This is a genomic window from Paenibacillus sp. OAS669, from assembly GCF_014873645.1.
GTDB lineage: Bacteria > Bacillota > Bacilli > Paenibacillales > NBRC-103111 > Paenibacillus_S > Paenibacillus_S vulneris.
The window spans coordinates 22,569-36,544 of record NZ_JADBDR010000028.1; the positions used below are offsets into that span (position 1 = coordinate 22,569).

Below are 13,976 nucleotides of genomic sequence, written 5' to 3' on the forward strand. Positions count from 1 at the left end.
ACTAAATGACTTCCTATAGAAAATTCCTCGGTATGGAAGTGAATTTACCGGTAGCCCCTATGACCTCCTTGTCGCTCCACAGCACCGCACATGCTACGGGCTCTATGTCCCAACCCCCCTCAATCATTGCCAATACATGAGGGGGGAACAATATAGCGCTCGCGATCAAGTCCCACAGGCAGGTACGTTCGACCCGGCTACCTTCAAATGAAAAAAGGATCAACCTGAAAGAACTGGCTGATCACATAATACGAAAGGGCAGTTATGTTCAATAGAATGTTTACGGTAAAAAGTAGGGTCCTTAACGCGCTTTCTGCGATCCCAGCAGATTAACCAACTGTCTGATCGCCTTTATGTCAATAATTAAAGCTTCCTCAATTCACGCAGGATATTTTCCGGATCCAGCCGCTGCATAAAGTCTGGATTCACGTAGGCGGAACGGATAATGCCGGATTCGTCGATCATAAAGGTGGAAGGAATCGGCAGGATCCAGCGGTTCGTCGCGTTATATTCCGCCAAGTCCATGCCAACTTGTTTCATAATGTCCTTAATGTAATCTGGAACGTCGTAAAGAATGTTATAGAATGCGGCCACGAGACCGTGTGTGTCGCTTAGCACTTGGAAAGTCAGCTCTTCTTTCTCCTGCTGGGAAAGCGTGTTGTCCGGGCTTTGCGGGCTGACCGCGATCAACTGGCCCCCAAGGGCTTCTATGTCAGGCAGTAGCTTCTGATAGGCCTTAAGCTGACTGTTGCAGAACGGGCACCATCCGCCCCTGTAGAATGTCAGAACAACAGGTCCTTTGGAGAGTTCTTCATAAAGACTAATCGTTTCTCCCAAAGCATTCCTGAGTGTAAAATCCTTCGCCTTCTGCCCCTCCTGCCGGCCGTAAGCAATACCAGATTCCTGCTGCTCTCGGATCTGACGAAACATCTCCGTTTGAATCTGCAAAGGGGTATGCGCGATAAATTCCTGTTTAGCTCCCGCTAAAGCTTGAGTTAATGACATGTTTTGTAGCTCCTTATTAAAATATTACTGATTAATCGTCAGATTATAACTAAGTTAGAGATGCTTTCATTTGGCAGACATCTTGGATGGCGAGGTGAATGCCGCGATCCTGTCTTGCTTTCGCAAATGGATGATTTGAGCTGTTAGGCCAACGACAAGAATGACGAAGAGACTGGCTTGAGCGCCGAGGAGAATTGGCGAATTCAAATCGGCGACTATGGGGTGGCCGTCTGGAACACGGGTCAGGGTTTCGGTAACGGTCGGCAGCATCAGCAGAAACGCCGTCAGGCTGAGGAAGATGGTTTCAAGGTACTTGGCCGCACGCTTAAAGCTCGAAACACGCCTGATGCCGTATCCGGCGAGCAGCAGCAGGATCGTTGTCGTGCCAATGACATAGCTGGCCGACTGATGTGCGATGGGAAATACTGTGATAGCGCCAATCAGCATCGAAATAAAGTAGATGACACCAGACCTTGACCGAGGAACAATCCGTCCATAGCGAACAAACATATATATAGCCAGCGGAATGGCGGGCAAGCTGCTGAGCGTATGTACCCAGCCAAGTGATGAAATTCCAAACATAATTGTCTCCTTCCAGTCCTTAAGGACAAGGTTGATTTGTTCTGTCTTGTCGCGAGCCGATACTAGCGGTTGACAACATCTCATATCGTGTCGGTGGGGCTTAAGATGATTGGCCATGCAGCCTTCCGCGCAAATTGGCTCAAGGTCATCCACGGGGCTGAAACTAGGAAATTGAACGCGCCTAATCCGGCATAGCAGCTACATTGATAATTATAAGAGTATACCTACTAGTAGGTAGGTTAAAATTAAATGATGTGAACCATCGACGGGCGGCAGTGTTCGTTTCGCAATCATCCATCGCCATTACGCTCGTTCGAATTCCCAGAAGTTCAATACGGTGCGATGTTCCGGTATCCCATTGACACGCCATGATTGGCAACTCTAGCGGCTGGCCGTCATGATCCAAATGAACTTCTCGGATGAGATACGATTAGTTCATAAATAGCGATCTTATCCTCAAAATGGTTATGTTCACCTCCTTTCATCTCGATCATGACAGCAACCATCGCTATCGTGGCTTTCATCACAAAGGGAAGCGCGAAACGAGTCGCTCCAAGAGCGTGTCTGTCACGACGCCGAATATCTTCGGATCGCCATAAGCCCGCGCCGAAAGCATCGCGCCGTGAACCGTAGCCATGAACGTTTCGGCCTCGTCACGAGGGGTATTCATCAGTTGAAATTGCCCTTGCAGCACACCGCGCTCCAGCACGGATGTCAACCATGCCGACAGGTAGCTGAAATGCGCCCGGACCTCTAGCGCAACTTCCTCGGGTAGGACCGGGAGCTGGCTTGCCAACAACGCGCAGACACAAAACGGAGCGCTGGCGTCCGCGATACAGGCTTCCCAATAGCCAGTGTAGTACCGAAGCTGTTCGAGCGGATCGGATACTTGAAGTTCGAGATTCGCCATCCCTGCTTCAGCTTCTTTCCGATACCTCGCAACTAGCGTTCGGACCAGATCGACCTTGCTAGGAAAGTGGTGATGGATGCTCGCCTTTCGAATCCCAACCACATCAGCGATGTCGGCATAACTGAAGCCGTTGTAGCCGCCAGTGACGATCAGAGTACGCGCACAAGCCAAAATGTTGTCAAATGTGGTAGATAAATTGTCCATAACCACAGTCTACCTTCTAGTAGGTACTTTGTCAAATAGCATATAACATTGGATTAATTGACAACAACAGCAGTCTGTAACGATATTGATGTCCAGAGAGTAAATGAGTTGAGCCAAGGCGAGCAGAGCCAAGCTCTATCCTAGGGCCGGATGCTCGACGGAAGCCATTTCCGGTGCTGCGGCACGAAGCCGGGTTGGTTGATCGGAAGACATGAATAGATTGCTCTTTTATTTCAATTTATTTTGAAATGAATCGAGCTGGTTATATTTCAATAATAATTGAAATGTCAAGGAGGGGATGATATAATTTTTTCATGAGACAAATTGATGAACTTGCAGTAGCCCAAGCGGCTAAAGTGCTCAGCGATCCGATACGGCTAAACATATTGATGCTTCTGAAAGAGGGAAGACAGGAGATTTACCAAGCGCCGGTCTGTTCGGCTTATGCGCATGCCATCTGCCCGGAGGATCTGAAGCTTGGTTTGGGGGACATTTCGTCGTCGAAGCTGTCATACCATTTGAAGGAATTGAAGGACGAGGGCTTCATACAGGAGTGCAGGGAGGGAAAACGGATTTATTATCTCTTAAAGCCTGATCGTTTCAAAAGCTTAATTGAATCGCTCCACAGGTTTTACTAGATTTGAAGCAAATCAGGCAGTACCTGTAGGTACAGCCTGTTACGTCAGCTCTCTTGTAAAATTTTTTGACGATCAGGTTGTCTGCTCTAAAAACCGCGCCGTGAATTCGATCGACGTCCCCTAAACCGCCTGGAATCGCTGCAGATTCCGGGCTTTTCCTTATTCTTGCGGGTTTCAGTAAATAATAATCCTGGTCACTGGCATTAAGCTAACTGACAATTTAGTTGTATGGTAAAATAAACCATGACTTTAGGAAATATTGCTTGGAGGATACGATGGACCGATGCTCAATAAATCAATTATTTTTACAATTGCCAACATTAAGTAAATGGAACCTATTGCTTTCAAGCCAAATAAACCAATTAAAGTGAATACAGCCGCGTATCCACAACTGGCTGGATCGATTCTTTCCTGAGTTTACTGGGATGTTCAAGGATTGGGAAGGTAAACAGCCTTAAGAGGAAGGATTTAGGTTGGTATCCTGATATGAATCCTAATGGCGTATTAAGCGAGATTTTTAAAGGGAACATGTAATCCTTCGTTAAACTAACGGATAACGTTACGTTATAAAACACGAAAGCAGCGACACCTACTCGACAATAGATTCAAGAGCTTCTATTGCAATGGTCTTGGCTGCTTCGTTACCTTGCTCTGAGCTCCCCGCAATAGTTTGCAGTGCTTTCTGGGCGATCTCCAGCTGTGCGGTCAAACGGTCAACCATTTTGGCGAGATCGATGGTAAAGTCGTCTGTTAACTCGCCATTGCCTATTAAGACGACAGCAGTAAATTCGAACTTATTCTTCATCCTTTATTCACTCCTTCAACTTGATTTCATTGCCGGCGTAATCGGCCACAGTAGACGCTGTCCGGAATCCTACGCAATTTCCCCAATAGGTGAATATTAAAATCATAGTCTACCAAACGCTATTTTGTAAATGCCTTACACATCCTCACGAACGCGGCATCCGCTGTTACGCTATCGAGTACGTTAGTTCATTGAAGACAGCAGGAGATCGGACAACTTTAACAAACAAATCGAGTATAAATTAGGAAGGTTTAACCATTCAGAGAGATTAGGGAAGGAGTGAGAGCTAATGAGGTGGATGAAGGCTCTGGCGGGAACGCTGTTCGGCATACAAGCATTTGCAGCAGCCACCCTATCCGCTAACGCGGAAATGTTTCCTACGGATACGCCGGAATCGGGCAGAGTGCCCTCGGTTATCAGATTGCTCGCGGATACGCCGTACTTTGATAAGTACGAAAATTCATGGGCACCTCCGGAAGGAGTTTTGGCTCCGCAGGATGTAGAGGTCGTCATTGGCGGTATGCCGTGGTCAAGCCAGCATAACTGGTGGAAGATTCATACCAGGTTCGGTGACAAATGGATTAATGTTCAGTCTAAAGATCTGGATGTCCCGCCGCCTAAAACGATATCGCTTTTGGATAATACACCGATTTATGCCAAGCCGGATGCAGCGGAGGAGCCAACTGCCGTATTATCGCCTCAAGATGTGACGGTAGTAGGGGCGCAGAAGCAGTGGTTCGCAGAAGAAGGGTTCGACAATAGCACTATGAAATGGCTGCAGATTCATACGACTTGGCTTGGGGATCAATGGGTCCAGCTGCCGTTGAACAGGATAGGCAGTGTGCGCAGCCTGGATGAAAAGGCATACTTTCTCAACGAGGAGAACCTGCGCCATGCCGCCTTGCAGGTGACCGGCGAATTTGTATCTCCCTTTTATAACTCCTTATACCGGGTGGAGACGGATAACGGCCCTAAGTGGATATCGTCGCGCGGCATGAAGATCACTGAGACAAAGGAATCCATAAAGCTCGATACCCGAACGACGTTGTTCGTTCATCCGTATCCATACGATGAGGAAGCAGCCATATTAGAGCCGCAGACTGTGGAGTCATTCGAACGAATCGAACGGAACAGCTACGGGAATACACCGGATGATCCTGTCTGGTACCACGTACATACTTCATCGGGGGATGGCTGGGTGAATAAGCAGTTTGCCGATCCGATCGATACCAAGCCCGCTGAGGTCGCCATTCAGTTAAATGCCAACACAGAGCTGATGAGCTATCCGACGTCGGGAATATGGTACAAATTTGCGCAGTTGTCACCACAGATTGTGCATCCGTCCCACTATTGGGACGATAAGCTGGGTAATCGGTGGTATCAGATTGATTCGTATGTCGGCAAAACGTGGTTCAGAATCAATCCCTACACGGACCGTATTTTGCAGCCAGGGAGCGAGCAGGCTATACAAATCTCGTTTTATACGCTCTATTATAACAACGCCAAAGTGAATGGCGACGAGCTGCTGTTTCAGGAAAGAAAGGTCGGCTACAAGAAGGAAGGCTCTTGGTACGTCTCGGCTCCGTTTCTATCCGAAGGCTTCCGTTATACGGTCCGTGAATCGGAGGGTACCTTCACCTTGGAAAGCAATACGGGATATGGATTTCGGGTTAGGCCCGGTTCGAACACAGCGGACACCATGTGGCAGGGGAACGCTGGAAGCCATGTGAAGCTGATTCAAGCACCGGAACGCTTGGCGGACGGAGAGCTTTATTTGAATATCGCGGATGCCAGGACTCTGTTCGGCTCGCTCATTTCCGAGAAAGGCTCGGATATGGCCTTTTGGCTGCAAGCCTATCATATTGCGGCGCCATCCCTTCCGCAATCCAGCGATACCGATAGTCTGGAGTTGGTCGCCTCCTTGACGGATAACACCCAACTGCTCCAATCCGATAATATCCAGGATCGCCCGAAGCTTGTTGTCGCAGACCGCGGAGATTTGGAGCATTCTGCGGTGGAGGCCAATGCCGAATGGGTCGCACCGCTTAGAACGGATCAGGTTTTGTACCAATACAAAGCTGTCCGGCAACTGAAGCCGGGGACTAATGAGCTTAGAGCCAGCATCAAAATCGGAGAGCGGATCTTGTGGCAGCAAGACTTCCAGGTAACCCGCACAACCCAAGCACAATAACTCGATGGCAGATGAGTATCCAAGAGTAGCTGCTGCTACGGGGCATGAAAGATAGCGGATAGGTCCTAACACTGCGCCAGAATCTATCCTAGCTGAAAACTTTAACCATGCTTGATGAGAATAGTAATGTCAACTCAATAGTCCCATACGAACTTGTGCATTGACCAATATACAGGGAACAACTTCAAGCCTTGCATTCATCTGCAGGGCTTTTTGCCATTCGATGCAATCTTTACCTCTCAACTTCACCCAAAATGCCATCGAGGATACTTGCATCAATTTTGCACAAGTCCATGCCATTTGCCTTATAGTTACATAGAGTATAAAACAAGCTGAACGGCTCTGGTTTCATAACGGTGAGGTGACAATCGTGACTTCTAATATTGGCTGGCATGAGTCCAAGATCATGAAAGCGGATAGACACAGGTTAAACGGACATAAAAGCTATGTATTGTGGTTTACCGGGCTGCCGGGCTCAGGGAAATCGACCTTGGCGGAACGGATGGAGCTTGAACTCCACCAAAGGTATATGCACAGCTATATCCTGGACGGAGATCATCTTCGTCATGGCTTGAATCAGGGGCTTGGCTTCAGTGCGAAGGATCGTACGGAAAACATAAGGAGAATGGGGGAAACCGCCAAGCTGTTCGTTGATGCGGGGATCATCGTTTTGGCTGCGGCTATCTCGCCTTATAGAGCAGATAGAGAGCGGCTGCGCTCAAGCTTTGAAGAGCATGAATTTATCGAGATCTACGTTCGCTGCCAGCTTGAGGAGTGTGAACGAAGAGACCCTAAAGGACTGTATAAAAAGGCAAGAGCCGGTGAGATCAAGCAGTTTACAGGCATTTCGGCCCCCTATGAGCCGCCGCTTAATCCGGAGTTGATCATTGATAGCGACCGGCTAACGATCGAGGAATCGATATGCGTGATTCTGGATTACCTCAGCGATTGTGGGTACTTATGACCCATATAGGTATTTTCCACAAAACCCAAGCTAAATGAAAAGACTAAGAGGCGGCAGGTGCTTGGTTAGCCCTGCCTTTTGCCGTACAAAAAAACCTTCCAATTGTGACCTTTTGTGGTAAAATGTATTCCCTTACTCTTAATATTTATAGGAGGAAACATGAAGCCGATAAGAAATTCTGCCAAGGCCATTATTATCGAGAACGGGGAGGTTTTATTGACCAAGAACAAGGATGATTCCGGATATTTTTATTTATTCCCGGGCGGCGGACAAGAGCATGGAGAAGAATTAAAAGACGCTGTCCAAAGGGAATGCATAGAAGAGATCGGAGAGAGCGTGCTAGTCCATGACCTGGTCTATGTTCGGGAATATATCGGAAAAAATCATGAATTTGCCTCATGGGATGGGGAAGTTCATCAAGTTGAATTTTATTTCCAATGCTCCCTGGTCTCCCGCGATGCCGGATTGACTAATGGCGAGAACCCTGATGATGACCAGGTCGGCGTAGAATGGATTGAAATTAGCCGTCTCGAGGATATTCGATTATATCCTAAGCAACTGGGAAATATATTGCAGAATTCTTCATGGAAAGGCTGCTATTTAGGGGATACGAATTAATGCAGCCTGTAGATTGCTTGTCAATTACTATGGTAAACGGCCTGAGGAAGTCCCTCACAATACATGATTAAAAGCCCCGCTATTTTGGAATCAAGCCTTGATTTACATTAACCATCCGGTCCAACACATAATTTCCCATAATGTTGCGATACCCTGTCCATAATCTTTCGGTACAGTAGGGGTGTAAGGGAAACCACTTCCTTAAACCTACCAACCGAAAGGAGTTTTCAATCATGAAAACAAACCAATGGAAACGCCGTTTAACTCATACCAGCCTGCTGGCCGCTATGCTCACCATGGCTATCGGAGGGGCGGGAAGCGCCTTCGCCGCCGATGCTAACGATCAGAAGGAAACCCAAACGCCCGCCGTATTGGCGCAGCCTGCCGTAACCATCTCGACGTTCGCTGTAGGGGGCGGCTCGAACCTTCTGATGCAGCCTGCATTGCAGCGCAATTATTTGAAGCTGCTGGCCGCTACCTATGCTCCGGAAACCCTCGGGGAGTGGAAGCAGGCGCTTGACGAGCGAAAACAGGTAGAGAGTGAACTGCCTAAGCCGCAAATGACGAAAAGCATCACGATGACGAAAAAAGCAGTGGAAAGCGGCACGGGTGCAGATGGCGCTGAAACCGCCGATTCGTCCAAGAAACGGCAAATGGTTCGCATAGTCCTGCCTGGCTCCTCCGATAAGCAAAGCTCCGAGGCGGCGGTCATTGTCAAGGAGGGGGACGATGCTGTCATGAAGGAGGTTATCCAAGCGCTTCCAGTTGAGGTGAAGGACGCTAATGATATAATAAAAGCGGAGCTTCCGGATTCGTTCAAACGCCAGCAAAAATTAGCCGAAGCGGTGGAGGCGGACGATGCAGCAACAATCCGCAGCTTGCTGCCGGAGCTGTTGAAGGATTATAAGAGCGAGACCGAGAGCCTTCGTAAACTCTCTAAAGAAATAGAAGCCGCTGCCATTCAGCCCGCTCAGGAGAATGAAGAGAGCAAATAATAAGCGTTATCTGCACATACAGTCTAATCATACGGTGGAACCGGTGCGCATGAGCGGATCGGCTCCGCCTTTTCCTATAGAGGGACCCTACAGGAGGACAAGTTCATGTACCGAATCTATTTAGTAGAAGACGAGGAGCACTTAAGCGGCGTCCTTGCCGCTTATTTGGAGAAAGAGGGGTGGCAAGTGCGGTCGTTCCGCGAGGGAATTTCAGCTCAGGCGGCGATATCGGAGCGACCGGACTTGTGGGTCCTCGATATCATGCTGCCCGGCGTAGACGGCTTCCAGCTGATGCGTGAGATCAAGGCGGAGCTTCCGTCTCAGCCGGTTATTTTTATCTCTGCGCGTGACGCCGATATCGATCGCGTTATCGGCCTGGAATTAGGCAGCGATGATTACTTGGCGAAGCCTTTTCTTCCCCGGGAGCTCGTGATTCGCACGCGGAAGCTGCTGGAGCGGGTATATGGCGGCGTCCGTTCAGTTGCAGTTCAGGAGCGCCGCAGCAAGCTGGCCGTTCCTCCTTATCTCATCGACGAGCAAGCCCGGATCGTGACAGACGGGGACGGGAGCAAGCTGGAGCTGACAAGCAAGGAATTCGAGCTGCTTGTATTCCTCGTCAGCCATAGCGGTCAGATTGTGGATCGGGAGCAGGTGCTGAATGCGGTCTGGGGAGCAGACTACTACGGCTCCGACCGCGTTGTAGATGATCTGGTGCGCAGGCTGCGGCGCAAGCTTCCGGAGCTACGGGTAGAGACCGTATACGGCTTCGGATACAGGATGGTGAGAGCATGAAGCTTAGAGTCGGACAATGGCCGCTTGCCGTGAAGCTATGGGGTGCTTTTGCCGCTTTGACCTTATTTATTTTCGGACTGCTTGCCATCCTGCTGCCTTGGACGCTGAAGGGCTTCTTTACGCAGCAAATGTACGACATTTTGCTCGATGCGCAAAGCGGGATTCAAATGGAGCAAAATACTTTGGCTATTCCGGCGGTCCGATTGGATTTGAAGCAGCTGCCCCCCAGCATGCCTGTGACACAGACTGTTCCTATGACCAAAATGTCGGTTTCTTCCCAGGACGAAGTCACGGAGAAACAGCTGGAGCCAGATAAAATGGCGGCACTTACGATAGCGACTCGTATCAGCGCCCCGGAGGGTCCGGCTATTCAGCATTTTATGATTAACGGCAATGCGCAATCTGCGGTTACGATAGCCGCCGATCCTGTTACTCTGCCGTTTGTCCAAGCCATGGAGCAGGATGCCTTCACCCAGTCTGCCCCTGTTATGAAATATACACGGAGCATCAATAATAACAGCATTTTCTATGTCATTCGCAAAGAGTTTTTTCAAAACGAGCCCAACTATCTGATATCCTACGCCTCCAGCAGCTACCGCAACGACTTGGTCATGACTATGTTCTTCAGGCTTATGCTGCTTATGGTCGGTCTGATCGTAGTCAGCTGGCTCCCCTGCGTCGGGCTGGCCCGCTATTTTACCCGTCCGCTCGTTCAGATCGAACGGCATGTAGGCAAGCTGGCCGAACGGGATTGGCACGAACCGCTGGAGACAAAGCGCAAGGATGAAATTGGGCGTCTGGCGAAGGCCATCGAATCGATGAGGCAGCGCCTCGTCCGGCAGGACAAGGCACAGCAGTTTTTCCTGCAGCACACATCACATGAGCTCAAAACCCCCGTCATGGTGATCCGAAGCTATGCGCAGTCCATCCTGGACGGCATTTTTCCGAAGGGCAGCTTGAGTGAAAGCCTCCATGTCATCATCAAGGAAGGCGAGAGGCTGGAGAAGCGAATCCGCGACCTGCTACTGTTGAATAAGCTTAATTATTTGACCTCTCGGGACAAACCGTTTCAACCGTTCGAATTGAACGCTGTCATTGAAGACGCCGTGGATAGACTGCGCTATCGCCGGCCCGAAATCGAATGGGAGCTGGAGCTCGCGCCCCATCTTCAGGTAACGGGTGACGCCGAGCAGTGGAAGGTAGCCATCGAGAATATATTGGACAACCAGCTCCGGTACGCGGGAAGCCGCATTCACATTCAGGCTAAGCCAAGCGAGAGGAGCGCCACCCTGCCAGGGCTCATTATCGCCAATGACGGACCGCCCCTGGATGAGGCGATAGCGGCAAATCTCTTCGAGCCGTTTCGAACCGGCGGTGACGGTCAATTCGGCCTCGGTCTCGCCATCGTCAAACAAATCGCGGAGCATCACGGGATGACCGTTAGAGCCGCTAACGAAGCTGATGGCGTTGCATTTTACTTAGAGCCGGGAGTTAACTAAATGAATCCGATGATTTGAAGGCGCGCGGCGCCTTCTTTTTTTTCGATGAGTTCCTGTGTTACGGGCATCGATTTTGAGGCGAGCCTCCTCCTTAGTAACGAAGCCGCTTTTTCCGCTCCACGCGGATTTTTAGTTCGGTAATACAAAATTTTGAATACAATCCTTATGAAGGAACGTATTACATGATATTAGCACCTTAACAAAAAACAACACCGTTCTAGCTTTTTTTGGTAATATAGACAAGAGTGGCATCTTTGGGTCCAATTTTCCAGTTCCGATAGTTGAAGAAGCTTGGTTATTGTGACCGTTATAGCGGCGTCGGGGGGTGTAAGCATTGGAAGGCACAAAATACATAAAGCTGCTGGGACTTATGATCGGTATTATCGTTGTCAATATCGTCGTCCTATCGCCCGGATTTCTGGGAGTTCAAATAGGAGGCAGCCCTTTCGAGACGGCATTGGGTGTCACGTTACTGTTCGCCAGCGTGCTTGTGCTGCTCTATGGGAGTTATGCATGGCTGTTTAGACCTAAGGTTGTACTATCCGTACAACAGATCCAAACCCATGAGGATTATGTAAAGGCTCTCACTAGCTACCGAAGAGTGAAGGTGCTGGAGAAGGATATCTCCCTTGCCTTAAGGCAGCTGGAACGTATCGGCAAAAAGAAAGAAACCTTACTGGAAACCTTACATCAGAGATTTGAACCAACAGAGCTGAGTTATCAGAAGTTTTTCTCCGTAACGCAGGAGGTCGAAAAGCTGTTTTATCTGAATGTCAAAAGTATTTTGAACCGGCTCCTTGTGTTTGATGAATCGGAGTATGAAAGCGTCATAAATCCTAGATCTACCCAGTTATCGCCGAAGATTATTCAAGAGAGAGCTATGGTCTACAACGAGTATATGACCTTCATCAAGGATTCCCTTGCCACGAACGAAGAGATTTTGTTGAAGCTGGATAAATTGATCCTCGAAATTTCCCGCCTTAACAGCCTGGAGCCTGCAGATATTGAAGCGATGGCTTGTATGCAGGAGATAGACTCATTAATCAAACAAACGAAATATTACAAACAGTAAGAGGTGATCGCTATGCCGAGAAAGGGCAAGTTTTTCCTGTTTTCAGGTATTATTGTCGTTTTCGTCTTCGTATTAGTTTATGCAGGGGTAACTCTGACCTCGAACTTTGGAAAATCCAAAGCGCAGATTTCATCCGAGGATGCATTGAAGAAATTAAACAAGCTTTACTCCGACGTATCCGTTGCTACCGAGACGCCGGTCAAAGGGCAGATCGATCTTAATCCGGTGGATCTCGCCTCATCCCTGCCGGATATCTCCAAGTTCCCGATTACGGTGAATAACACGACGGATAATTTCGTGGAAATCTTCTCCTCCACCGAAAAGTCGGGGACCGGCGTCGACGGTTGGCTGACCGATGTTGCGACGGAATTCAATAAAGCCAGCATCGCCGTTAACGGGAAGCCCGCGTCGGTAAAAATTCGCAATATCGCTTCCGGTACCGCAGCCGATTACATTAAATCCGCCAAATATGTACCTGATGCGTTCACCCCTTCCAATGAATTGTGGGGAGAAATGGTCAAGGCCAGCGGCGTCAAGACGCAGCTCGTTGCCAAACGTCTCGTCGGGAACGTGCCTGGCATTGTGATAACGAAGCCGAAATATGATGCTATAGTGGGCAAATACGGGTCGGTCAATGTAAAAACCGTGACGGATGCTATTGCAAACAACGAATTTGCCATGGGCTATACGGACCCGTTCGCCAGCTCCACCGGATTGAATTTCCTTGTTACAGCGCTCAGTACGTTCGACAGCTCGAATATCCTAAGCGATAAAGCGGTTCAGGGCTTTGAGAAGTTCCAATCCAATGTGCCGTTTACCGCGTCGACCACGATCCAAATGCGGGATGCGGCCAAATCCGGCGCACTGGATGGTTTTGTTCTCGAATACCAAACATATGTCAACACCGCCGATTTGAAATCGGGCTTCGTCTTTACTCCTTTTGGCGTAAGGCATGACAGTCCGTTATATGCGCTAGGCGATCTTCCGCAAACGAAGATGGAGATTCTCTCGAAATTCGCAGAATTCGTCACGCAGGAGAAATATCAGAAGGCCGCACAGCAAAAGGGCTTTAACAGTCTGGAGGAATATAAATCCGAAGTCGCTGCCATCGACGGGAACCTTCTGTCTTCCGCACAAAAGGTCTGGAAAGAAAAGAAGGACGGCAGCAAGCCTATTGCCGCTGTTTTTGTAACGGATGTATCGGGCAGCATGGCGGGAGTGCCGATCAACCGCTTGAAGGAATCCTTAATCAAAGGCCAAAAGTATCTGGGGAAAAACAACAGCATCGGTCTTGTTGCTTATTCCAGTGGGGTCACCATTAAGCTGCCTATCGGCAAGTATGACACGACCCAGCAATCCAAATTTGTCGGGGCGGTAAATAGTCTCCAGGCTAACGGAGGAACGGCTACCTTTGACGCTGTTATTGTAGCCATGAAGATGCTGCAGGATGAGATAGCGGCGAACCCTGACGTTAAGCCGATCATTTTCGTCCTAAGTGACGGTGAAACCAATCAGGGCCATTCCTTGAATGAGATCAAGGCTCTAATCGAGACCTTCAAGATCCCTATTTATACTATCGGCTATAACGCGAATATCAAGGCCCTTGAAAGCATTTCAAGCATCAACGAGGCGGCAAGCATTAATGCGGATACCGATGATGTGGTCTACAAGCTGGGCAACTTGTTTAACGTCCAAATGTAA

13 protein-coding genes are annotated in these 13,976 nt (G+C 49.0%); 9 read left to right on the forward strand and 4 right to left on the reverse strand.

Features of this window, described 5'->3' with window-relative positions:
• Positions 1-363: 363 nt before the first annotated feature.
• From GGC63_RS33355 to GGC63_RS33365, 3 genes are all read right to left on the reverse strand, one after another.
• Positions 364-1,005, reverse strand: a complete 642-nt coding sequence (locus GGC63_RS33355) for a peroxiredoxin-like family protein (protein WP_192705877.1) — start codon at positions 1,003-1,005, stop codon at positions 364-366.
• A gap of 66 nt (positions 1,006-1,071) precedes the next feature.
• A complete protein-coding gene (locus GGC63_RS33360) occupies positions 1,072-1,587 on the reverse strand; it encodes a hypothetical protein (RefSeq protein ID WP_192705878.1) in 516 nt (171 codons plus the stop codon).
• Positions 1,588-2,110: 523 nt separating this feature from the next.
• Complete coding sequence (locus tag GGC63_RS33365) at positions 2,111-2,701, reverse strand: TetR/AcrR family transcriptional regulator (protein ID WP_192705879.1); 591 nt, start codon at positions 2,699-2,701, stop codon at positions 2,111-2,113.
• A 314-nt stretch (positions 2,702-3,015) separates the two neighbouring features.
• Between GGC63_RS33365 and GGC63_RS33370 the strand changes: the two genes are divergently transcribed.
• Positions 3,016-3,339 carry an ArsR/SmtB family transcription factor gene (locus tag GGC63_RS33370; protein WP_192705880.1) on the forward strand — a complete coding sequence of 108 codons (324 nt, stop codon included), beginning with the start codon at positions 3,016-3,018 and terminating at the stop codon, positions 3,337-3,339.
• A 589-nt stretch (positions 3,340-3,928) separates the two neighbouring features.
• Here GGC63_RS33370 and GGC63_RS33375 read toward each other — a convergent pair.
• Positions 3,929-4,144, reverse strand: coding sequence for a hypothetical protein (locus GGC63_RS33375; protein ID WP_079914771.1), 216 nt, complete (start codon positions 4,142-4,144; stop codon positions 3,929-3,931).
• A gap of 289 nt (positions 4,145-4,433) precedes the next feature.
• On the opposite strand from GGC63_RS33375, the gene GGC63_RS33380 reads away from it, so the two are divergent.
• The 8 genes from GGC63_RS33380 to GGC63_RS33415 all read left to right on the forward strand — a co-directional run bounded on the left by GGC63_RS33380 (position 4,434) and on the right by GGC63_RS33415 (position 13,976).
• Entirely contained in the window at positions 4,434-6,335 is a 1,902-nt protein-coding gene (locus GGC63_RS33380; RefSeq protein WP_192705881.1) for a hypothetical protein, read from the forward strand.
• A 406-nt stretch (positions 6,336-6,741) separates the two neighbouring features.
• Positions 6,742-7,299 (forward strand): adenylyl-sulfate kinase, encoded by a 558-nt coding sequence (gene cysC / locus GGC63_RS33385; protein WP_225948680.1) that lies wholly within the window; start codon positions 6,742-6,744, stop codon positions 7,297-7,299.
• Between the two features lie 159 nt (positions 7,300-7,458).
• A complete protein-coding gene (locus tag GGC63_RS33390; protein ID WP_192705882.1) occupies positions 7,459-7,917 on the forward strand; it encodes an NUDIX domain-containing protein in 459 nt (152 codons plus the stop codon).
• A gap of 233 nt (positions 7,918-8,150) precedes the next feature.
• Positions 8,151-8,912, forward strand: coding sequence for a hypothetical protein (locus GGC63_RS33395; protein ID WP_192705883.1), 762 nt, complete (start codon positions 8,151-8,153; stop codon positions 8,910-8,912).
• A 105-nt stretch (positions 8,913-9,017) separates the two neighbouring features.
• Positions 9,018-9,704, forward strand: coding sequence for a response regulator transcription factor (locus tag GGC63_RS33400; protein WP_192705884.1), 687 nt, complete (start codon positions 9,018-9,020; stop codon positions 9,702-9,704).
• Positions 9,701-11,203: a sensor histidine kinase gene (locus GGC63_RS33405; RefSeq protein ID WP_192705885.1), complete on the forward strand. Its 1,503-nt coding sequence runs from the start codon at positions 9,701-9,703 to the stop codon at positions 11,201-11,203. The genes GGC63_RS33400 and GGC63_RS33405 overlap by 4 nt, the downstream gene beginning before the upstream one ends.
• A gap of 334 nt (positions 11,204-11,537) precedes the next feature.
• A complete protein-coding gene (locus GGC63_RS33410; RefSeq protein WP_192705886.1) occupies positions 11,538-12,275 on the forward strand; it encodes a hypothetical protein in 738 nt (245 codons plus the stop codon).
• A gap of 12 nt (positions 12,276-12,287) precedes the next feature.
• Positions 12,288-13,976 carry a vWA domain-containing protein gene (locus tag GGC63_RS33415; RefSeq protein ID WP_192705887.1) on the forward strand — a complete coding sequence of 563 codons (1,689 nt, stop codon included), beginning with the start codon at positions 12,288-12,290 and terminating at the stop codon, positions 13,974-13,976.